This window comes from Catenuloplanes sp. NPDC051500, from assembly GCF_044454585.1.
In the GTDB taxonomy this organism is placed as follows: Bacteria; Actinomycetota; Actinomycetes; order Mycobacteriales; family Micromonosporaceae; genus Catenuloplanes.
The window spans coordinates 20,232-40,313 of sequence record NZ_JBITDX010000016.1 but is presented as its reverse complement, the minus strand read 5'-3'; the positions used below and the strand labels follow the sequence as shown (position 1 = coordinate 40,313).

Here is a 20,082-nt window from a genome sequence, read left to right as displayed (position 1 = left end):
TGTGAGAAGGGCCGGACGGCCAGGTGCGCGCGATGTTCGGTTGAGGGGGAAGGTCCGATGGGCGACTGTGCCCGGCCCCTTGACACGACATGCTATGCGCTGGACGAGACGTTGAGACATGTCGACTCGTCGTCGGAAACGCAAACGGGGGTTCTGCGGTGAGCAACCGAAAGGGCGGAATACGGGAGATCACGCTGGTCTTCACGTTGGCGCTGCTGGGGGTGGGGCTGGCGATGCTTGCCGCGTTCACTCCCTGGTACGAGTCCGCGCACGCGGAGAGCACGATCGTCGACGTCCACATTCCCCTCTTCGACCCGCCCGACATGGCGGCCCAGGGGAAGTAGCGGTCAGACCGTCGCCTGGCGGGACTTGGCAAGCAGGTCGGACAGCGTGGCCGTGTCGACGACCTCCTCGATCGCCTCGTGCACGGCCAGCCAGACGTCGGTCAGACCGGCCGCGACACCGTGGTAGTCGGCGGCGTCCGCGGGCAGCCCGCGGACCATTGTCAGGGAGCCGCTCACCGCCCGCAGCACGTCGCCGACCGTGATCTCGTCCGCGGGGCGGGCGAGCGCGTACCCGCCCTCGACGCCTCGGTGGCTGTGCAGCAGCCCGGCCCGGCGCAGGTCAAGCAGGATGCCCTGGAGGAAGCTGAGCGGGATGTCCTGCGTGGTGGCAAGCGTGGCGGCCTTGACCAGCTCACGCGTGTCTTTGCGATCCGAGTCCGCGATGGCAAGCATCGCGCGGACGGCGTAGTCGCTGCGCGCCGAGACGTACATGTGCGGTCTCCTTCAGTTGTTGCGGTCGAGCAGGCCCCAGCGGCGGCGGATGGCCCGGTCGGCCGCGCCGAACGCCGCGTCCGCGAGCAGGCCGGCCACCAGGATCGTGATCATGATCGAGATGAGCCGCTCGGTGTCGCTCAGTTCGCGGGAGTACTGCAGCTGCGCGCCGATCGAGGTTTTGGACGCGATCACCACAAGCAGCTCACCGGCCATCAGGCTGCGCCAGGCGAACGCCCAGCCCTGCTTCAGGCCGGCGACGATTGCCGGCAGCGCGGCGGGCGCGATCACGTACCGGTACAGGTTGAACCCGCGCGCGCCGATGTTGATCCCGGCCCGGCGCAGCAGCGGCGGGACGTAGTCGACGCCGTGAAGCACGCCGTTCGCTACCGAGGGTGCGGCGCCGAGCACCACCACGAAGAAGATCGCCTGCTCGCTGAGCTGGAAGAGCAGGATCGCCAGCGGGAACCAGGCGATCGACGGCATGGTCTGCAGCGCGGTGATCATCGAGCCGAGCGCGGCCCGGAGGATCTTGCTGCTGGCGACCGCGAGCCCGAGGATCAGGCCGGCCGCGACCGCTGCCGCGAAGCCGACGCCGGCCCGGCGCGCGGTGGTGGCGAGACCTGACCAGAACGCCTCGGACCTGACGTACTCCCAGAGGTCGGGGAAGACGATCGCCGGGCCGGGAAGCGCCCACGAGTCCTTCCAGCCGGACCAGACCACTACCTGCCAGATCAGGATCGCCAGCGCGATCGCGGTGAGCTTCGGCCAGGTCTGGAACCAGAGCTTGCGGGCTCTCGACGGCTCCTTCTCCCGGCCGGCGATCTCCAGCGCGTCCAGCCCGGAGATCGCGTCGGTCTTCTCACCCTTGGAGACGAGCGTGTCACTGGCCATGGCGGATGACCTCCTTGCGGAGCCGATCGGTGACGTCGGCGGCGATCGCGGCCACCTCGGGCGCGTCGATGCGCCGTGGACGGGGCGCGTCCACAGTGGTCTCGTGGATGATCCGGCCGGGCCGGCTGGAGAGCACCACGATGCGGTCGGCGAGCCGGGCCGCCTCCCGGACGTTGTGCGTGACGAACAGCACGGTCAGCTCGCGCTCCAGGTAGATGCGCTCCAGCTCGTCGTGCAGGATGTCCCGGGTCATCGCGTCGAGCGCGCCGAACGGCTCGTCCATCAGCAGCACCGGCGTGTCGAGCGCGAGCGTGCGGGCCAGCGCGACCCGCTGCCGCATGCCGCCGGAAAGCTGGTGCGGCCGGTGCCCGCCGAACTCGCCGAGGTGCACGGTGCGCAGCAGCTCGGCGACCCGGTCCCGGCGCTGCTGCTTGGTGAGCCCGCGCAGCTTGAGCGGAAGCTCCACGTTCGCGCCGACGCTCAGCCAGGGGAAGAGCGCGGACTCCTGGAACATCAGGCCCGGCCGGGCGTTGCCGGCGACAGCGATCTCGCCGCTGGTCTGCCGGTCCAGCCCGGCGACCAGGTTGAGAAGCGTGCTCTTGCCACAACCGGACGCGCCGACCAGGCAGACGAACTCGCCGGGCTTGACGGTCAGGTCGAGTCCGTCAAGCGCGAGAACGGCTTCGTTACCGCGGCCGTAGACCTTGGTGACCCCGGAGAGCGCGACCGCGGCGGTCGCGCTCTCCTTCAGCGGGGTGGCGGCCGTCATGACGTCCGCGGAGTGCGGCGGAGTGGCCGGCATGACGGAGCGCCGCTCTGGCTCTTTGCGCACCTCAGCAGAGTCGTCATGGCTGCGCGACCTCGGGCTCGCCCGCGGCCTTGAGGGCCTCGTTCAGGTAGGACAGGTCGTAGAGGCCGTTCAGGTCCACCGGCTGGGTCAGCCCGACCTCGACCGCGTGATCCAGGCCGGTCTTCAGCGAGGACGGGATCGGGTCGTTCGTGAACTCGATCGTCTTCCAGGCCTGTTGGATCAGCGCCAGGTCCAGCGGCTTACCGGTGATCTTGCCGATGTGGTCGGAGATCGCCTGCTGCGACTCGGCCTCGTTCTTGTGCAGGTAGTCGTTCGACGCCACCTGGCCCGCGACAAGCGCCTTCACCACGTCCGGGTGGGCCTTGAGGAACTTGGTGCTGACGATCAGGTTGGTGATCACGAACTTGTTGTCAGGCCACAGGTCGCGCTCGTCGATGAGCACCTTGCCGCCGTCGTTGACAAGCCGGGACACGAACGGCTCCGGCACCCAGGCGCCCTGGATCGCGCCGCTGTGGAACGTCTCCACCGTCTGCGCGTTCTCCTGGGGCACCACCGAGACGTCGCCGCCGCCCTCCTTGGTGGCGGTGAGGCCCTGTTCCTTCAGCCAGTAGCGGAACGCCACGTCCTGCGTGTTGCCCAGCTGCGGCGTGGCGATCTTCTTGCCCTTGAGGTCCGCGACCGAGTTGATCTCCGGCTTGACCACGAGCGCGACGCCGCCGGACGCGGAGCCGGAGATCACCCGGACCGCCTCGCCCTTCGACTTGGAGTGCGCGTTCACCGTCGGGTTCGGCCCGATGTAGGTGGCGTCGATCGCGTCCGAGAACAGCGCCTCGATCGCGGCCGGTCCGGCGTTGAAGGTCTTGGTCTCAAGGGTGACGTTCGTACCGAGCTTGTCCTTGAAGATGTTCTTCTCGACGCCCACCACGGCGGAGGCGTGCGTGATGTTCGGGAAGTAGCCGAGCCGCAGCGTGACCGGGCCGCCGGCCTCACCGCCGGCCTCGTCGGAGCCGCCGCAGGCGGCAAGCGCGCCCACGGTGGCCGTGGCGAGTGCCACGGCGGCGGCCAGGGTTCGCAGCCGAAGAGAGCTCATCGAGATCCAATCCAGATATTGCCTACTTGTTTGATAGGAACAATCGATTCAGTAGTGGTTCCCGGTCAAGGGGATGCCCGGATAGTGAGACAACGGTTACTCGCGGGCGGGCGCGCTCGCGGCCGTTTCCGCCGGAAGGCGCTACTGTCGGCAGGGTGGCCCGGAGATCCAACAAAATAGCCGCGACCCGGTACCAGGTGGAGCGCCTGACGCTCGCCAACGGACTGCGCGTCGTCCTGGCACCCGACCGCAGCGCCCCCGTGGTCGGAGTCGCCGTCGTCTACGACGTGGGCATCCGCTCCGAGCCGGAGGGACGCACCGGCTTCGCCCACCTCTTCGAGCACCTCATGTTCCAGGGCTCGGCGAACCTGGAGAAGCTTGCGCACTTCCGGCACGTGCAGGGGTCCGGCGGCACCTTCAACGGCTCGACCCACCTCGACTACACCGACTACTTCGAGGTGCTGCCGAGCAACGCGCTCGAGCGTGCGCTCTTCCTCGAGGCGGACCGGATGCGCGGCCCCCGGCTCACCGAGGAGAACCTGCGCAACCAGGTCGACGTGGTCAAGGAGGAGATCCGCGTCAACGTGCTGAACCAGCCGTACGGCGGGTTCCCCTGGCTGACGCTGCCGCCCGTCATGTTCGACACGTTCGCGAACGCGCACGACGGCTACGGCTCGTTCACCGACCTGGAGAGCGCCACCGTCCCGGACGCGGCGGAGTTCTTCGAGAAGTACTACGCGTCCGGAAACGCGGTCCTCTCCGTGGCCGGCGACTTCGACGTGGCCGAGGCGACCGCGCTGATCGAGCGCCACTTCGGCAGCGTGCCCGCGCGGCCCGCCCCGGTCCGGCCCGGCTTCGACGAGCCCGACCTGACCGAGGAGCGCCGGACGTCGTACACGGACCGGCTCGCGCCGCTCCCCGCCGTGGCCGCGGCCTGGCGGGTACCGGACCCGATCACCGACTTCGCCGGGTACCTGCCCTACGTGGTGCTCGCCGAGGTGCTCACCGACGGTGACGCATCCCGCCTGGTCGAGCGGCTTGTGCTGAAGGACCGGTCGGTCACCAGCATCGGCGGCTACCTGGGCCTGATGGGCGAACCGTACGAGGTGCGCGACCCCACCGCGCTGCTGCTCCAGGCGCACCTGCCCCCGGGCGGCAACGTGGACAAGCTGCTCGGCACGGTCGACGAGGAGCTGGACCGGCTGGCCGAGGACGGGCTGACCGCGGGCGAGCTGGCCCGCACCCAGGCCCGGATGGCCACCCACCTGCTCCGGGACACTGACGCGGTGCTCAGCCGTACCCTCCGGATGGCCGTTCTTGAACAACAGCGCGGCGAGCCGGGCCTGATCAACGAGCTGCCCGCGCTGCTCGGCGGGGTCACCGAGGAGCAGATCCGCGCCGCGGCCGCCACCCTCCGGCCGCAGCGCCGGGCCACCATCGAGGTCATTCCGGGAGCGGCACGGTGAGCCCCAGCACAAAAGCCAGGTCAAAGGCATCAGCGGGTACGCCGATCGTCACCGAACTGCCCCCGCTCGGGCCCACGACGAAGCTCCAACTGCCCACGCAGGCCGAACGGACGCTGCCGAACGGCCTGACCGTGATCGCGATCCGCAGGCCGTCCGTGCCGCTTGTCGAGGTGCGGCTGCGCCTGCCGTTCGGCAAGGCGCACCCGGCCCGCGCGGCCATGCTCGCCTCCACAGTGCTCTCCGGCACCGACACGATGACCTCCGTCGAGATCGCGGCCGAGCTGCAGACCGTCGGCGGCGCCCTGAGCGCGCTCGTCGACCCGGACCGGCTGCTGCTGGCCGGCAACGGGCTGACCGCCGGCCTGGAGCGGATCCTTGAGATCCTCGCCGAGGTGCTGACCGCGGCCCGCTACCCGGCCGAGGAGGTGGCCACCGAGCGCGCGCGCCTTGTCGACTACATCCAGGTCGCGCAGAGCCAGCCGCAGCACGTGGCCCGCACCGCGCTGCTCAAGCGCGTCTACGGCCGGCATCCGTACGCGATCCAGACCCCGGAGCCGGAGCAGGTCACCGCCGTACGCCCGGCACAGCTGCGCACGCTTCACTCGGAGCGGATCCGGCCGGCCGGCGCCACGCTTGTGCTCGTCGGCGACCTGCAGCCGGCCAAGGCGATCGACACCGCGGAGGAGATCCTCGGCGGCTGGGCGATCGGCGGCGAGACGGCCACGGCCAAGTGGGAGCTGCCGCCGGTGCCCGCGCTGGTCCCCGGGCCGCTGTCGCTGATCCACCGCCCGGAGTCGGTGCAGTCCTCGATCCGGATGGCGCTGCCCGGCGTGTCCCGGACCCACCCGGACCATGCCGCGCTGCAACTTGCCAACCTGATCTTCGGCGGCTACTTCTCGTCCCGCTGGGTGGAGAACATCCGCGAGGACAAGGGCTACACGTACGGCCCGAACTCCGCGATCGAGCACCTGGTCGCCGGCTCCTCCCTCACCGTCGCCGCGGACGTGGCGACCGAGGTCACCGGCCCGGCCATGCTTGAAACGCTCTACGAGCTGGGCCGGATCGCCAGCCTCCCGCCCAAGGACGACGAGCTGGAGCAGGCCCGGCAGTACGCGCTCGGCACGCTCCGGCTCGGCGTCGCCACCCAGGCGGGGCTGGCCGGGCTGGCCACCACCTACGCGGGCGCCGGGCTGCGGCTCGACCACCTGGCCGAACACTCGGCCCGGCTCGCGGCAGTCACCAAGGACGAGGTCGCCGCTGCGGCCGCCACCTACCTCGCGCCGGCCCGCGCGGTCACGGTCGTGCTCGGTGACGCCGAGAAGATTGAGGCCCCGCTCGCCACCCTCACCCCGATCGAGAAAGCACAACCGTGACGCACGAACGCCCGGGCCCGCCGCTGGCACGTACCACGCTGGACCGCTCCGCACACCGGCGACGCGACGCCGAATGGCTGGCCACCGCCTGGGAGCGGGCCCGGGTGCTTGTGCTCGACACCCGCTCCGGCGGGCGCACGCTGATCTCCGACGACGACGGCCGGCTGGTGCTCTTCGCGCCGGAGACCGCGCCCGTGGTCGAGCCCGAGGCCCGGATGTTCCTCGGCGAGGAGCCGGACGGCGGGCCGGTCTTCGCGATCGACGCGCCGCTGCCCACTGTGGAGGGCACCCGCGCGGTCAACCTGCGCGACGTCGGCCACCAGCTCGACGACCGGGACGCCGGCCTGATGACCACCGCGCTGGCGCTTGCGAACTGGCACGCCGCGCACACGTTCTCGCCGGCCAGCGGCAACGCCACAAGCACGCACGAGGCCGGGTGGAGCCGGGTCGACGACGGCGGGAAGCAGGTCTGGCCGCGTACCGACCCCGCCATGATCGTGCTCGTGCACGACGGCGTGGCCGGCCCGGACGGCCGCTGCCTGCTCGGCAACAACGCTGCCTGGGCCGGCGGCGCCGACCTCCGCCGCTTCTCCTGCCTGGCCGGATATGTCGAGCCCGGCGAATCCGCCGAGGCCGCAGTGATCCGCGAGGTCGCCGAGGAGGTCGGCCTCCCGCTCGGCCCGATCACCTACGTCGCCAGCCAGCCGTGGCCGTTCCCCGCCTCGCTGATGCTTGGCTTCAGCGCGATCGCCGACCCGGCGCTGCCGGTGACCGTCGACCCGGAGGAGATCGTCGAGGCCCGCTGGTTCACTCGCCGCGAGATCGGCACCATCCTGGACGGCGGCGAGGTCCTCACCCACGACGGCGTCAAGGTCGGCCTCCCGATGGGCGCATCGATCGCGCACTACCTGATCGCCCAGTGGCTGGGCGCCTAGGCACAGCCCGGCATCCCACGTCGATACAGCGCCTGGGCCCTGATCCCGGCGCTCGATCGCACGTCGTTTCGCAGGGTGCCGCGCCCGCGGGAGCATGGGGGGGCGGCACCCGCAAAGCGTGAATCGCCGAGCAGTCGGCAGGCTTGGCTCTTCGGCCTTCGAGGTCCGATGGCGATGGGCAGCACGGACAGGCGCGTAACGCCCCGTGACTGTGGGATCAGGCGTCCGGGACCGGCTGGAGGTCGCGGGACTGCCAGGACTTCGGGTCGCCGACGCGGATGATCTTCACGCGCTGGCGGCCGGAGCGCACCGCGCCCATTGCGGAGAGTGCGCGCGCCAGATCCAGCGCTGCGGCCCTGTCCTGCGCCAGCACGGTCTGGCGCCGCGGTTCGGGCGTGGTCCGCTCGTCCCGCACCGACCTGCCGTCCGCCCACACCGTCTCCATCGCGGGTGACTCCACCGGCCGGATATCGGTGCGGACGATCAGATAGCGCATGATCCACTCCCAATCTCGGCCGGTGACGCTCGGTGGTTGCTTTCGCACTTCCCACCACAGTGGAAGTTGCATGCGTCCACCTGGGACATGTTTATGGCAGGTCTTCGAAGCCGACAAGCGTGAGGATTCCCTCGGCGCGCGGAGCCACTCTAAAGAGTGAAGGACGATCACTCCGAGTAAGCGGCTGATGCGGCTGGGCGGGTGGAGCGCTCTCCGCGACGGGCATCCGTGCGGAACCAGTCTGCGCCGCGGTGAAGTGCCGCGCGGGGCCGCCGGGCGTCGCCGGGTGCCGCCGGGCGCTTCCATGGCGAGGGACGGCCTGTGTCGTGTCCGACAAATCAATCTATAGCTGCCGATTTGTGGGACAACATGCGGCGTAATGCCGTAATTCGCGCGGACAAGTAGCCCGGTGACGGAGCATTCCGTTCATGCGAGAAATGTTGATTGATCGGCTACTGAGGCGCCGCGGTCAGGGTTTGAGTTCGGCACTCCACGCCCGAAATTTCGCCATATAAATCCCTCCGAGGTACGCCCGCCCCGACCGCGAAAGGCCAGTGACCCGGCCGGCCGGAAAGCGTCAGGAGAAATGCTGGTCCGGGGAGCGCCGCTGGGTTGGCGCATGACTGTTGAGAAGCAGTTTGTCGGACATCTCGGTGAGCCACTCCATCGACTCCTCGGGGGAGAGTGCGGCATCCCGGAGCCACTCGTAGACCGTGGCGTAGTGCCGCACCTCGTCCGTCTCGTTGACGAACATGTCGCGCTCCAGCGCCTCGACCGCGACCGTCTCCGGGTCCTGCGGATCGGCGAACCGGTAGATCGAGAAGCTGGTATGCGCCAGGTACCAGTTGCCGACCGTGGCGGTGCGCGGAAGCACCCGGATCGTCACGTTCGGCAGCGCACCGATCCGGCGGAGGTGGCCGGCCTGCCCGCGCAGGATGTCGGGCGGCCCGCCGCGGCCGAAGAGTGCGGTCTCCTCGAGCACGGCGTCGTAGCGGGGCGCGTCCATCCGGCGGGTAAGCAGCGCCTGCCGGGCGATCCGCGCGTTGATCTGGTTCTCCAGGCTCTCCGGGCCACGGCCGTCCGGCGTGGGGCCGGCGAGCGGGCGCGCGGAGATGAGGCGCAACCGGGCGTACTCCGGCGTCTGCACCAGGCCGGGGACGAACATAGGCGCGTACTCCCGGATGTCGACGCACCCGGCCTCCAACTCGGCCCAGTCGCGCTGCTGCGGAGTCATCACCGGGTACGCCCGGAGCCAGGCGCGCGTGTTGCCGGCGTCGCGGGTGATCGCGATCAGCTCGTCGCGCGACGTCCCGGACACCTCGTAGAGGTCGAGCAGGTCCAGCACGTCACCGAGATCGGGGCGACTGCGCCCGTTCTCCAGGCGGGAGAGCTTGGACGCGGAGGCCCAGCCGATCCGCTCGATGACCTGGTCACCGGTGAGGCCGGCGGTTTCGCGAAGTCGGCGCAGCTCGTGGCCGAGCCGGCGTCGCCGGACTATCGGGCTCGGCGCAGGAGACACCGAAACCTCCACACACTTATCGGGGAGCATCAACGTTTCGCCGTCGTCCATTATGAACCGCTTCATCGCCGGTGTGGGCCCGTAAGAGTCGCGTGTTGGTCAAATACCAGGACGCAGACCAATAGAAATATGGACCTTGTAACCCAAACCAACAGCCGCCGATCGCAAATGATCACGATCGGCGCCCGTATATTGCCGACGGCTTAAGCGGCGAGCACACCCGTACCCGGATGATCGGCGGGTTGGTGAGTGCCGGGGTGGCGACGTGCAGGTTGCATCCCTCGGTGAGATTGACGTTCGTGCCTATCCTGCAAGGATGACCGGACAGCTGCACGTGGACTGGGAGTCGATGCGGACCGCTGCCACGGCGTTGGGTCAGATCTCCGACGCGTTCGGGGACCGGGTGGACGCGTTCATCGCCACCATGGAGGGTTTCGGCCAGCCGTGGGGGACGGACGACATCGGCATGCTGATCGGTACGGCCCACGAGGCGGTGCTTGACGCGGCGGTGGACTGCTTCGACAGCGGCATCGAGACGTTCCAGGCCTACGCCGCCAACCTGAACGCGATGGCCGACGGATACGAGGCCACCGAGTCCGGAAGCACCGAGTCGTTCACCGCGATCGGCTCCACGATGCCGCAGACCGGCTGGTGAACGCGTGGGTCTACAGCTTCCCGGTGAGTTGATCTGGTTGCTCGGCGAGCTGGGCTACACCTGGCCGGAGGCGGACGAGGAGAAGCTCTTCGAGATGGCCGGAGAGTGGATCGCCTTCAGCGGTACGGTCCAGCAGGCGATCGTGGACGGCACGGCGGCGGCGCAGCAGGTCTGGTCGGCGAATACCGGCGCGGACGTGGCAGCCTTCCAGCGCGTCTGGGGTGAGGAGGACGCCCCGGCGGCGACCCTCGGTACGGCCGCGGAGTCCAGCACGATCGTCGGTGCCGGGATGTATGCCGCGGCGGGCATCGTGCTGGCGCTGAAAATCAACGTGATCATCCAGCTCACCCTGCTGGCGATCCAGATCGCGCAGGCCATCGCCACGGCGCCGCCGACCTTCGGCGCCTCGCTGCTGGAGATCCCGATCCTCAAGATGATCACCGGACTGGTCCTCGACGAGATCATCAACCAGGCGGTGGAGGCGTTGCTCAATGGCTAGGCGCCGGGGCAGCGGAGGCTCGGGCAACAGCGGCGGATCACCGGGCGGCGGCGGGCGCCGGCAGGGCGCCCCGCCGGGCACCCACCGGGGCACACCAGGCGCGCGGATCATCTCCAAAATCATCTCCAAGGGCTTCCCGAGCAGCCGCCCGCCCGGTGGTAACCCACGCGCCCCGGCGCCCGGCGGCCGCCGTGGCGCCCCGCAGGAGCATCCGACCCGGATCAAGCGGCAGAAGCAGGACGAGCACCTCCCCGGCACCGCCGCGTACCGCAACCGGAAGGCACAGGGCAGGCAGGGCTCCTCGTGGGCCGGCGACGAGCGGTTCGCCAACCAGCACACCTACGAGGCGTGGTACCGGGGCACGCCCAACCCCGCCCGTCCGGAACAGCGGGACTACGACTTCGGATACCCGGTGGGGCACAACCAGCGTGGTCAACCGCAGACCAGGGTCCGGGTCCACATGGACCAGGATGGTGAGATCCACGGACACCCGAGATAGCGAGACGAGAGCATGGCAGCGGACGAGATTCTGCGGCAGATCGAGCGGGCCTACGGCTCGTTGAGCGCGCCGACGTGGTTCACCATCGTGGAGCGGAAGGAGAGCGAGCCGTTCCGCGACCTGATCGCCGGGATCGGCGCGCACTGCGAGGTGGCCGACACCACTGACGAGGACGACGACGTCGCCTACATCTACGCGCTGACCCGGGGTGAGGAGATGTGGGCGCTGGCGCTGTCCTGCGTGGCGCCCTACGCCGTCTTCGCCCGGAGCAACCCCGCGGACAATGTCTGGCACGAGATCCTGACCGCCGGCTCCGGCGGCCTTGACGATTTCGAGCGGCGCGTGGTCGACGCGGTGAGGCGGGAGGGGATCCGGCTGCTCAGCCAGGCGGAACTGGAACACCCGGTGCCGCTCAGGCTTGACGGCGTACCGCAGGAGCACGTCCGGGTCTACCAGGCGTTGATCACGCCCGGCGAGATCCTGCCCTGGGACACCGTGACGCTGCGCCGACTGGGCCTGATCTAGGACGTGCCGGCCGCGAGCCCGCGACACGCGGAGGGTGCCCCCGCGCACCGCAGGCTCGGACGGCTGCGGCTAAGCGACCGGCGCCGTACCCGCGAGGGCTTCCTTGACCTGTTTGATCGTCGGGTTGGTCATGACGATCTCAGTGCCACCGGCCGGGGGAACGATGCGGATCGTGGGCACGGTCTGGTTGCCGCCGTTGACGCCCATGACGAACTCGGCCGCTTCCGCGTCTGCCTCGATGTCCACCACCTCGTAGCCGATGCCCTCGCGGTCAAGCTGGGACTTGAGGCGGTGGCAGTAGCCGCACCAGCTCGTCGAGTACATGGTCAACATGGCAGGTTCTCTCCCTTGGGCAGACTGTGGTGACCCGATCATCGTCCTCAACCAACGAGGGTGTGCGGATAATCCCTGGCCCGGCGAGCGGTTCCCGCCCCGGGGATGACCTAGGCTCGAACGCCGTGGGTGACAGCGTCATAGCCGGGCTCGACCCGGACCAGCTCCGGGCGGTGACCGCCCCCGCGGGCGCGGTCTGCATCCTGGCCGGCGCCGGCACCGGCAAGACCCGGGCCGTCACCCACCGGATCGCGCATCGCGTGGTCTCCGGTGAGATCGTCGGCCGGCACGTGCTTGCGGTCACGTTCACCGCGCGCGCGGCCGCGGAGATGCGTGCCCGGCTGGTCGCGCTCGGCGTGCCCGGTGTGCAGGCCCGGACGTTCCATGCGGCCGCGCTCCGGCAGCTGCGTTACTTCGCGCCCCGGATTCTTGACGGCCGGCAGATGCCGCAGTTGTTGGAGAGCAAGGCGCGGCTTGTCACGCTCGCGGCCGGGCGTGCGAACGTCCGCGCGGACCGGCTCGCTGCCCGGGACCTGGCCGGCGAGATCGAGTGGGCCAAGTCGTCGCTTATCGAGCCGGGGGACTATCCGGCCGCCGCGGTGAAGGCCGTGCGCGAGCCCCCGATGGCGCCGGAGCGGGTCGCGGCCGTCTTCGTCGAGTACGAGAAGATCAAGCGCGCGCAGGGTGTGATCGACTTCGAGGACATGTTGCGCGCCGCGGTCTGGGGCATCGAGGAGCATCCGGACGTGGCCGAGGAGATCCGGTCGCAGTACCGGCACTTCGTGGTCGACGAGTACCAGGACGTGAACCCGCTGCAGCAGCGGCTGCTAGACGCCTGGCTCGGCGGCCGGGACGACGTGACAGTTGTCGGCGACGCGAGCCAGACCATCTACTCGTTCACCGGCGCCACCTCGTCCTACCTGATCGACTTCGCGCGCCGGTTCCGTGGCGCGACAGTGGTCCGGCTGACCCGCGACTACCGGTCCACGCCGCAGGTGGTCGGCCTGGCGAACACGGTGATCCAGGCGGCGCGGGGTGCGGAGGCGCGGCTGCGGCTGGAGCTGGTCGGGCAGCGCGCGCCCGGGCCCGAGCCGGAGCAGCGGATCTTCGCGGACGAGCCGGACGAGGCGGCCGCGGTGGCCCGGCGCTGCGTCGAGCTGATCAGGTCGGGTGTGCCGGCCCGGGAGATCGCCGTGCTGTTCCGGACGAACGCGCAGTCGGCCGCGTACGAGGCGGCGTTCACCGAGGCGCACGTGCCGTACGTGATCCAGGGCGCCGAGCGGTTCTTCGAGCGCCCGGAGATCCGGCAGGCCATGGTCGCGCTCCGGGCCGCCACCCGGTCCACGCCGTCCGGTACGCCGCTGCGTGCCGCAGTGGTCGAGGCGCTCGCGGCCACCGGCTGGTCCCCGGACGCGCCCCCGCCCGGCGGCGCGGCCCGCGAGCGGTGGGAGGCGCTGGCCGCGCTGACGCAGCTGGCCACTGACTTCGCGGCGGTCCCGGACATCGTGCCGATCGGCGAGGGGGCGGCCGTGCAGCGGGACGCCACGCTCGGCGGCTTCAATGAGGAGCTGGCCCGGCGCGCGGCCCAGCAGCACGCGCCGGCGCTTGAGGGCGTCACGCTCGCCTCGCTGCACTCCGCGAAGGGCCTGGAGTGGGACGCGGTGTTCCTGGTCGGACTTGCCGAGGGGACGCTGCCCACCACGTACGCGCGCACGACGGAAGCGCTTGAGGAGGAGCGCCGGCTGCTCTACGTGGGCGTGACCCGGGCCCGGCAGTGGCTGTGGCTGTCCTACGCGCAGAGCCGGTCGCCCGGTGGCCGCCCGCGCCGCCCGTGCCGGTTCCTGCCCGGCTTCGAGCGGCCGGCGGCGCGGACCCACAGCCTGCAGAAGGAGCAGAGTCAGAAACCTGACCGGCGCCGGGTGCCGATCGCGTCCTGCCGGATCTGCGGGGCCACGCTGCTGGCCGGGGCGGACCGCAAACTGGGCCGCTGCCCGAGCTGCCCAAGCGACCTCGACGAGGAGCTGTACGAGCGCCTTGCCGACTGGCGCGCGCGGGTTGCCGCCGGTCAGAAAGTCCCTGCCTACGTGGTGTTCACGGACGCGACGCTCGTGGCCCTGGCCGAGCGGCGCCCGAGCCGCCCGGAGCAGCTGTTCGAGATCGGTGGCATCGGACCCCGCAAGCATCGCCTGTACGCCGAGCCGGTGGTGGCCTTGATCGGGGGCGCGACGGTCGACGAAGTCACCGGCAAAAAAACTTCTGAGAACTCGGATTAAATCGTTTGCCTCTCCGCGTAGGAGGGGCATAGCCTCAGATCACACCTCACCGAGCGCGGGCTTTTTTGCTGCTCGGAGGGGTTGGAAACCGTATTCGTCAACGGCTAGCGGAGAGAGAAGGTGACCCCCGTGGAGATCTACACGATGCTGCAGATCCCATCGATGTCCCCTGCCCTCCTGCTGTCCGTCGACGGCCCGGTCCGGCCCGCATCCGCGGCGCGCACGCATGTGCCGTCGTGGCGCAACCGGCCGACCGTGTCCGTGGTGCCGCAGGTGGATCAGGTCCGCACCCAGGCCGAACTGGTGCAAGACCCGCCGATGGCATCTGACGCGATTCGGGTCCAGGAGACCGGTGTCTCTCTGGTCAGCAGCAGCAATGTGTCCCTCGTGAGCCTCAGTGGCTCTGCGGGACGCAAGGGGATCACGGGCAACAAGGGCGAGACCGTCGGCATGAAGCGAGCCTTCGGCGGTGCCCGCGGTGTTCCACCTCGAGGAAGGCCGGTCTGACTCCACAGACCAACCGGCTCACCTCGAGGCCGCGGAACCCGCTTACCGGGATCCGCGGCCTTCGTCATTTTCGAAGCCCGCACACCGGGTTCGGAAAGACTCCGACCCCCGTACCACGTCGGAACGCGATCTACGAGATCGAAGCGAGAGAGAGGTGACCGGGCATGAGTCTGGCCCTTGCCGTGCTCGACACGAACGTCGAGCTGGAGGCAAACCTGCCCTGCCGGAAGTTCGACCCTGACCTGTGGTTCTCGGACGTTCCCGCCGAGCTCGAGCTGGCGAAGTCGCTCTGCGGGGACTGCCCGCTGCGCGCTGCCTGCCTGAGCGGCGCGGTGGACCGTGCCGAGCCCTGGGGCGTCTGGGGCGGCGAGATCTTCGAGCGTGGCGCGGTCGTTCCGCGCAAGCGGCCCCGTGGCCGTCCGCGCAAGGAGGACGCCGCGCGTGACGCGGAGCTCCGTACCGAGGTCGAGGCGCGGATGGCGGCCAACGAGTCGGCCGAGACCCGCAGCAACGTCCGGCTGGCGGCCTGACATGCACCCGATCAGCATCGACGCCGGTCACCGACCGGCTCAGACCCTCGAGATGAAACCCGAATCTCCCACTGCACTGACTCTGAATGAGGCCGACAAGATGCAACTACTTCACGAAGCGCTGTCGAGGGTACGAATGCGACAGCCTCAGGCCGCACTCCGGAGCGCTGAGGCACCTCGATCCGCCCGTCGCGTCGCGATGGAGGCCCGTCAGCGGGCCGCTCGCGAAATGCGCGGATAACACCACACCGTCGGTATTCGCCTGATGCCCCCGGCCCACTGGGCCGGGGGCTTCCTCATGTGCCGAAGCCGGGCAGCCACTCCTCGACGATGCCGCGGTAGTGCGCCCGTGCCTCCAGCTGGGAGAGCACGCCGATCGAGCCCATCGTCACGCGGTGCAGCAGCAGGTACGACGGCGGAAGGTTGAGGTGCCGGCCCAGCTGGTACGCCGGGGACTTGGGGCTGCTCAACCGGACCGCCTCCCCGCGCAGCCACGCGCGGGTGAACTGGAACTCCTCCTGCGCGACAGGCGCCAGCATCGGCATCAGGAAGTCGAGCAGCGCCTTCCCGTCCAGCTTGTCGTCGTCGGCGCGGACGAAGCCCTCGGTGATCAACCCGGCCTGTACGCCGGCCGCGTCACCGGCCAGCGCGAGCGTGAGCAGCCGGCCGATCGGCTCGGGCAGGCCGCCGGGGAGCCGGGCCACCGCGCCGAAGTCGATCACGCCGAGCCGGCCGTCCGGCAGGATCCGGAAGTTGCCCGGGTGCGGGTCGGCATGCAGCAGTCCGCAGCGCTGCGGCGCGGAGAAGTGCAGCACCGCCATCAGCCGGCCGGCCTCGTCGCGCTCCTCCTGGGTGCCCCCGGAGATGACCGCGGAGAGCGGGGTGCCGTCGATCCACTCGGTGACCAGCAGGCGCGGGGTAGCGCGGATCACCTCGGGAACGTAGATGTCCGGATCTCCCGCGTACCCCGCGTGGAAGGTCTTCTGGGTCTCGGCCTCCAGCTCGTAGTCCAGTTCCTCGACGATGCGCTCGCGCAGCTCCGCGATCAGCGGCTTCACGTCGATGCCGGGCTGGATGGCGCGGAACATGCCGGCCATTCGGGACAGCTGCTTCAGGTCGGCGACGAGTGCGTCGCCGGCACCCGGGTACTGGATCTTCACGGCGACAGTGCGGTCCGGCACGCGCTTGCGACCCCGGCCGGGTGGTGGCGAACGCCACACCGCGCGGTGGACCTGGCCGATGCTGGCCGCGGCGGCGGGCACGTCCTCGAACTCGGCGAAGAGAGCCCGCCAGTCCTCGCCCAGCTCGGCCGCGAGCACCTTGTGCACGCTTGCGGCGGGCAGCGGGGGAGCGGCCTCCTGCAGCTTGGTCAACGCCTGCCGGTACGGCCCGGCGAGTTCGTCCGGCAGCGCGGCCTCGAACACCGAGAGCGCCTGCCCGAACTTCATCGCACCGCCCTTGAGCTGCCCGAGCACGCTGAACAGCTGCTCGGCGGTGCGTTGCTGAATCTCCGCGGAGATGACGTCGGACGCTATGCCGGTGACGCGCTTCCCCAGCCCCAGCACTGTCCGGCCGGCGAAGCCGAGCGGCAGACTGGCGAGCTTGGCAGTGCGAGCGGCCGCCCGTCGGGGGATATCGGTCACCAGATCATTGTGCCTGGGGAACTGTGAAGGTGTCGGGCTGGAAGCGAGGAGAACGGCGATGCCGCCGCCCACAGTCGCAGACCGGGTGTTGCGTCCAGCGCCGCCGGCGGACCCGGGACGGCCCGTCCACCTCCACCGCCGCGCCGATCGTCTCCGGGACACCGCCGTCGAGGTAGGCCAGCACCTGCTCGGCCGCGATCGCGGCGGCGGCCAGCACTGTCGCGGCGCCGCCGGTCGCGCCCTCGGCGCCCGGCCGCGGGAGCAGTTGCGCGGCGAGCGCGGGCCAGGCCGGGTCACGGTCCCGGCGGTGCAGGTCGAGGCAGTGCAGGCAGGGCACGCCGGAGGCCGGGACCAGCGGGCCGACCACCATGGTGCCGTCCCGCGCGCCGACAAGCAGGTGGGCCTGGCGGCGCTGGGCGAATCCGGCGGCGATCACCGGTGCCGGCCGATCCAGCCCGAGCTGGATCACGATCGCAGCCCGGCCGCGTGGCACCGGGCTGGTCCGCACGTCCGGCGCGACGCGGTGGACCGCGGCGGCCACCGCACCTGCCCGTTCGCCATCGGGGCCGGCGAGCGCGCCGCCGGCCCGGTCGGACGGCAGCACCGGACCGGACAGCTCGAGGTGAATCCGGCCGACGCCGGCCTGGGCCAGCGCGACCGCGATCGGCCCGGCCGCCGGACCCGGCCCGGTGATGGTGATGTCTGACGCGTACCGCCGGCGCAGCACCCGGGCCGGGTTGTCCACAGCCCCGGGATCACCCAGCGCGATCGACGCGGCCTCGCCGGCCAGCCGGGCGCGGGCGTTCTCGGGCATGCGGGCCGGGAGGAAGTGGTGCGCGCCGAGCAGGAGGCCGGCCGTGTGCAGCGCGTGCAGGAGACCTGTTGCCTCCGCGTCGTCGACGCCGAGCCGGCGGGCGTGCTGCAGGATCGTGCTCTCCGACCTGGTGCCGTCGACCAGGTCGAGCAGCTCACCGGCGGTGCCGGCGGCCAGCTGGAGGATCACGGCACGGCGCCGGTCCAGGCCGAGTTGGAGCGTGTGCCGGTCGCGCCAGACCCGGGCCAGGCCGGGGATCAGCATGGGGCGGTACAGCGTGCTCATGGGTGACACTGTGTCACCGATGCGGCGTCGGGCCCCGGGTTATCCACAGGGCGGCACGGCTTTGCACCGTGTTATCCACAGAATGAGGCGGGTTATCCACAGGGTGCGTGGACTGTCGCAATGACTCAACGTGGTGGAGTCGTCGCGGTAACGGTTGTTTCCCGGAAAGCCGAGGGGGCGGCTGCGGCCGCCCCCTGTCAAGCGTGCTGCGTTACTCCTTCGGAGCCTTGCCGAGGATGCGGTTCATGGTCGTACCGCAGACCGGGCACTTGCCCTTGGCCATGTTCATCCCCGTCTTGGAGACCTCGACGGAGCCCTCGAAGTCCCGCTTCTCCTTGCACTTCACGCAGTACCCGTTGTATGTCTGGGTCTTGGTGGCCACGGTGCCCTCCTCGTTTCAGTGACCGGCGTGCCGCGCCCCGGTGTTCCGGCGCGGCGGGTGTTCGGCGCCGGCTGTTCGACGCGACCGCTGCCGTGCGGGTCGCGGTCATCGCGAACCACTACCCAGCAGCGGCCGTTTCCATGTCCGGTGCGTACGTCGAGGTGGAGTCTGCCCGTCGTATTGCCCCGTTTTGGGCAGGTTCGTGCGGACACGCCGGAGAAGCTTTCCCCGCCATCCACCTTGATGATCAAAAAAGCCCACCCCCGTGCTCAACCACCGAAACCGCCGGGTAGTCTCGCTGCCGCCGCAACTTTTTTTCGGACACCAACCCCAAAGCAGGACTTTTTGGGCGCGGTTCACCCGGTTGGCTCTTGCGAACCCCTGGTCACTAGGGATTAGCGTGCCGATGTGAACGGAACCCGAGGCTCCGCGGGCCGGTGATGACTACCACGCGGAAGCCCGTCGTCGAGGTGCGGCGCAGTCAGCGTCGGCGCCGGACGGTGTCCGCCTATCGGGACGGCGAACGCGTCGTCGTTCTCATCCCCGACCAGTTCTCCCGCGCCGAGGAGACCGAGTGGGTCGACAGGATGCTCGCCCGCCTCGCCGCCCGTGAAGAGCGCCTCCTCCGTACCGACGCCGAGCTGCTCGCCCGCGCCCGCCGGCTGATCGCCCGCTACCTCGACGACTGCCGCGACGTGGTCGTGCCGGAAAGCGTCCGCTGGGTCACCAACCAGAACGGCCGCTGGGGCTCCTGCACCCCCGCCGACCGCACCATCCGCATCTCCCACCGCATCCAGGAGATGCCCGAGTGGGTCATCGATTACGTGCTCCTGCACGAGCTCGTCCACCTCCTCATCCCCAGCCACAACGCCCTTTTCTGGGACCTGGTCGGCCGCTACCCCCGCACCGAACGCGCCCGCGGCTACCTGGAGGGCATCTCCGCCGCCACCGGCATGGTCATGGACGATTAACCCCACCCGCCCGACCTGAGGCCCCGCCCACCCCGGCCCGCGGCCGCTCGCCTCATACCTTCACTGGGTCCGTCGAGCCCTGCCGGATGACGCCGCTCAATGCGTGAGATCCGATCTTCCGGACAGGCTTCGCGGTCACATTCCCCTTCGCATTGGGGCGTTCAGGTCCCGGAGCCGCGCTTCGTGCTCGGGCGTTCCCGGGGCTTCGTGCTCGGGTGCTCCCGGGGGCTTCTCGCTCGGGCGCTCTCGGGGGCTTTGCGCTCGGGTGCTCCCGGGGGCCTCGTGCTCGGGTGCTCCCGAGTGCTTCGCGCTCAGGTGCTCCCGAGGGCTTCGCGCTTGGGTGTGGCACGCGTTCATTTCGCATTCGGGGGCTTAGCACGCAAATTTCGCGATATAGGTGCCTCTAGGAAACTCGGTCTGACCCCGAAAAATCCAAAATCCATTTTCCCGCTTCCGCCGGGGTCCTGCCCGCACGCTCCCGCGGGCACCGGTTCCGCGTACCAAGGCCTAGAGCCCTGCGGGTCGGCTCTTTTTGTGCCTTTGTGCAGTAAGTGCGTGCACTCGGCGCGTCAGGGGAGTCGCGGTGTCTGTGCAACGCGTCCTCAGCATGATCAGCGGGTGCGCGCCGGCGGCGGTGGGACCTCAATAACGTGAAATGTCGGGTGGGATCGATGGTGATGCCCGGTCAGGTGAGGCGTGTGCACGTCATTCGGCCAGGATGAAGGGCACAACCCCCACAAGACCCTTGTAAAAACCGGCCGGTGGGCAAATTTGGATGGGGGGGGGACGGTTGGGGGGCGGGTGGG

Annotated in this window: 22 protein-coding genes; 12 read left to right on the top strand and 10 right to left on the bottom strand. The window is 70.0% G+C overall.

The window, feature by feature from the left end:
* The first annotated feature begins 158 nt into the window (after window positions 1-158).
* Window positions 159-344 (top strand): hypothetical protein, encoded by a 186-nt coding sequence (locus ACIA8K_RS27970; RefSeq protein WP_396064394.1) that lies wholly within the window; start codon window positions 159-161, stop codon window positions 342-344.
* A 3-nt stretch (window positions 345-347) separates the two neighbouring features.
* Here ACIA8K_RS27970 and ACIA8K_RS27965 read toward each other — a convergent pair whose 3' ends face one another.
* From ACIA8K_RS27965 to ACIA8K_RS27950, 4 genes are all read right to left on the bottom strand, one after another.
* Complete coding sequence (locus ACIA8K_RS27965; RefSeq protein ID WP_396064392.1) at window positions 348-776, bottom strand: RrF2 family transcriptional regulator; 429 nt, start codon at window positions 774-776, stop codon at window positions 348-350.
* Window positions 777-788: 12 nt separating this feature from the next.
* The gene (locus tag ACIA8K_RS27960; RefSeq protein WP_396064390.1) at window positions 789-1,670 is read right to left on the bottom strand and encodes an ABC transporter permease; all 882 of its coding nucleotides are present in this window, start codon (window positions 1,668-1,670) and stop codon (window positions 789-791) included.
* Window positions 1,660-2,439: an ABC transporter ATP-binding protein gene (locus ACIA8K_RS27955; RefSeq protein ID WP_396064707.1), complete on the bottom strand. Its 780-nt coding sequence runs from the start codon at window positions 2,437-2,439 to the stop codon at window positions 1,660-1,662. Before ACIA8K_RS27955 ends, ACIA8K_RS27960 begins: the two co-directional genes overlap by 11 nt.
* Before the next feature lie 76 nt (window positions 2,440-2,515).
* A complete protein-coding gene (locus ACIA8K_RS27950) occupies window positions 2,516-3,571 on the bottom strand; it encodes an ABC transporter substrate-binding protein (RefSeq protein ID WP_396064388.1) in 1,056 nt (351 codons plus the stop codon).
* Between the two features lie 155 nt (window positions 3,572-3,726).
* On the opposite strand from ACIA8K_RS27950, the gene ACIA8K_RS27945 reads away from it, so the two are divergent.
* Genes ACIA8K_RS27945 through nudC form a run of 3 tightly spaced genes read left to right on the top strand, consistent with a single transcriptional unit; the run spans window position 3,727 to window position 7,345 of the window.
* Window positions 3,727-5,037, top strand: coding sequence for a M16 family metallopeptidase (locus ACIA8K_RS27945; RefSeq protein WP_396064385.1), 1,311 nt, complete (start codon window positions 3,727-3,729; stop codon window positions 5,035-5,037).
* A complete protein-coding gene (locus ACIA8K_RS27940) occupies window positions 5,034-6,410 on the top strand; it encodes a M16 family metallopeptidase (RefSeq protein WP_396064383.1) in 1,377 nt (458 codons plus the stop codon). Before ACIA8K_RS27945 ends, ACIA8K_RS27940 begins: the two co-directional genes overlap by 4 nt.
* The gene (gene nudC / locus ACIA8K_RS27935; protein ID WP_396064381.1) at window positions 6,407-7,345 is read left to right on the top strand and encodes an NAD(+) diphosphatase; all 939 of its coding nucleotides are present in this window, start codon (window positions 6,407-6,409) and stop codon (window positions 7,343-7,345) included. Before ACIA8K_RS27940 ends, nudC begins: the two co-directional genes overlap by 4 nt.
* A gap of 217 nt (window positions 7,346-7,562) precedes the next feature.
* On the opposite strand, the gene ACIA8K_RS27930 is transcribed toward nudC, so the two are convergent.
* Entirely contained in the window at window positions 7,563-7,841 is a 279-nt protein-coding gene (locus ACIA8K_RS27930; protein ID WP_396064379.1) for a hypothetical protein, read from the bottom strand.
* A gap of 577 nt (window positions 7,842-8,418) precedes the next feature.
* A complete protein-coding gene (locus ACIA8K_RS27925; protein WP_396064377.1) occupies window positions 8,419-9,360 on the bottom strand; it encodes a helix-turn-helix domain-containing protein in 942 nt (313 codons plus the stop codon).
* Between the two features lie 316 nt (window positions 9,361-9,676).
* Between ACIA8K_RS27925 and ACIA8K_RS27920 the strand changes: the two genes are divergently transcribed.
* Genes ACIA8K_RS27920 through ACIA8K_RS27905 form a run of 4 tightly spaced genes read left to right on the top strand, consistent with a single transcriptional unit; the run spans window position 9,677 to window position 11,538 of the window.
* Entirely contained in the window at window positions 9,677-10,015 is a 339-nt protein-coding gene (locus ACIA8K_RS27920) for a hypothetical protein (RefSeq protein ID WP_396064375.1), read from the top strand.
* Between the two features lie 4 nt (window positions 10,016-10,019).
* Window positions 10,020-10,514, top strand: a complete 495-nt coding sequence (locus tag ACIA8K_RS27915) for a hypothetical protein (protein ID WP_396064372.1) — start codon at window positions 10,020-10,022, stop codon at window positions 10,512-10,514.
* Window positions 10,507-11,013: a hypothetical protein gene (locus tag ACIA8K_RS27910; RefSeq protein ID WP_396064370.1), complete on the top strand. Its 507-nt coding sequence runs from the start codon at window positions 10,507-10,509 to the stop codon at window positions 11,011-11,013. The genes ACIA8K_RS27915 and ACIA8K_RS27910 overlap by 8 nt, the downstream gene beginning before the upstream one ends.
* Before the next feature lie 12 nt (window positions 11,014-11,025).
* Window positions 11,026-11,538: a hypothetical protein gene (locus ACIA8K_RS27905; RefSeq protein WP_396064368.1), complete on the top strand. Its 513-nt coding sequence runs from the start codon at window positions 11,026-11,028 to the stop codon at window positions 11,536-11,538.
* A 69-nt stretch (window positions 11,539-11,607) separates the two neighbouring features.
* On the opposite strand, the gene ACIA8K_RS27900 is transcribed toward ACIA8K_RS27905, so the two are convergent.
* Window positions 11,608-11,871 (bottom strand): mycoredoxin, encoded by a 264-nt coding sequence (locus ACIA8K_RS27900; RefSeq protein WP_396064366.1) that lies wholly within the window; start codon window positions 11,869-11,871, stop codon window positions 11,608-11,610.
* 125 nt (window positions 11,872-11,996) lie between these two features.
* Between ACIA8K_RS27900 and ACIA8K_RS27895 the strand changes: the two genes are divergently transcribed.
* From ACIA8K_RS27895 to ACIA8K_RS27885, 3 genes are all read left to right on the top strand, one after another.
* Complete coding sequence (locus ACIA8K_RS27895; protein ID WP_396064364.1) at window positions 11,997-14,144, top strand: ATP-dependent DNA helicase UvrD2; 2,148 nt, start codon at window positions 11,997-11,999, stop codon at window positions 14,142-14,144.
* Window positions 14,145-14,273: 129 nt separating this feature from the next.
* On the top strand, window positions 14,274-14,651 hold the full coding sequence (locus ACIA8K_RS27890; protein ID WP_396064362.1) for a hypothetical protein: 378 nt from the start codon (window positions 14,274-14,276) through the stop codon (window positions 14,649-14,651).
* Between the two features lie 164 nt (window positions 14,652-14,815).
* Window positions 14,816-15,181 carry a WhiB family transcriptional regulator gene (locus tag ACIA8K_RS27885; RefSeq protein ID WP_396064360.1) on the top strand — a complete coding sequence of 122 codons (366 nt, stop codon included), beginning with the start codon at window positions 14,816-14,818 and terminating at the stop codon, window positions 15,179-15,181.
* A 296-nt stretch (window positions 15,182-15,477) separates the two neighbouring features.
* On the opposite strand, the gene ACIA8K_RS27880 is transcribed toward ACIA8K_RS27885, so the two are convergent.
* The 3 genes from ACIA8K_RS27880 to ACIA8K_RS27870 form a co-directional block, all read right to left on the bottom strand.
* A complete protein-coding gene (locus ACIA8K_RS27880; protein ID WP_396064358.1) occupies window positions 15,478-16,824 on the bottom strand; it encodes an ABC1 kinase family protein in 1,347 nt (448 codons plus the stop codon).
* Window positions 16,825-16,828: 4 nt separating this feature from the next.
* Entirely contained in the window at window positions 16,829-17,923 is a 1,095-nt protein-coding gene (locus tag ACIA8K_RS27875; RefSeq protein ID WP_396064356.1) for a hypothetical protein, read from the bottom strand.
* Between the two features lie 211 nt (window positions 17,924-18,134).
* A complete protein-coding gene (locus ACIA8K_RS27870; protein WP_396064354.1) occupies window positions 18,135-18,305 on the bottom strand; it encodes a DUF5679 domain-containing protein in 171 nt (56 codons plus the stop codon).
* A gap of 440 nt (window positions 18,306-18,745) precedes the next feature.
* Here ACIA8K_RS27870 and ACIA8K_RS27865 point away from each other — a divergent pair, with 440 nt between their 5' ends.
* Window positions 18,746-19,276, top strand: a complete 531-nt coding sequence (locus ACIA8K_RS27865) for a M48 family metallopeptidase (protein WP_396064352.1) — start codon at window positions 18,746-18,748, stop codon at window positions 19,274-19,276.
* The last annotated feature ends 806 nt before the right edge of the window (window positions 19,277-20,082 follow it).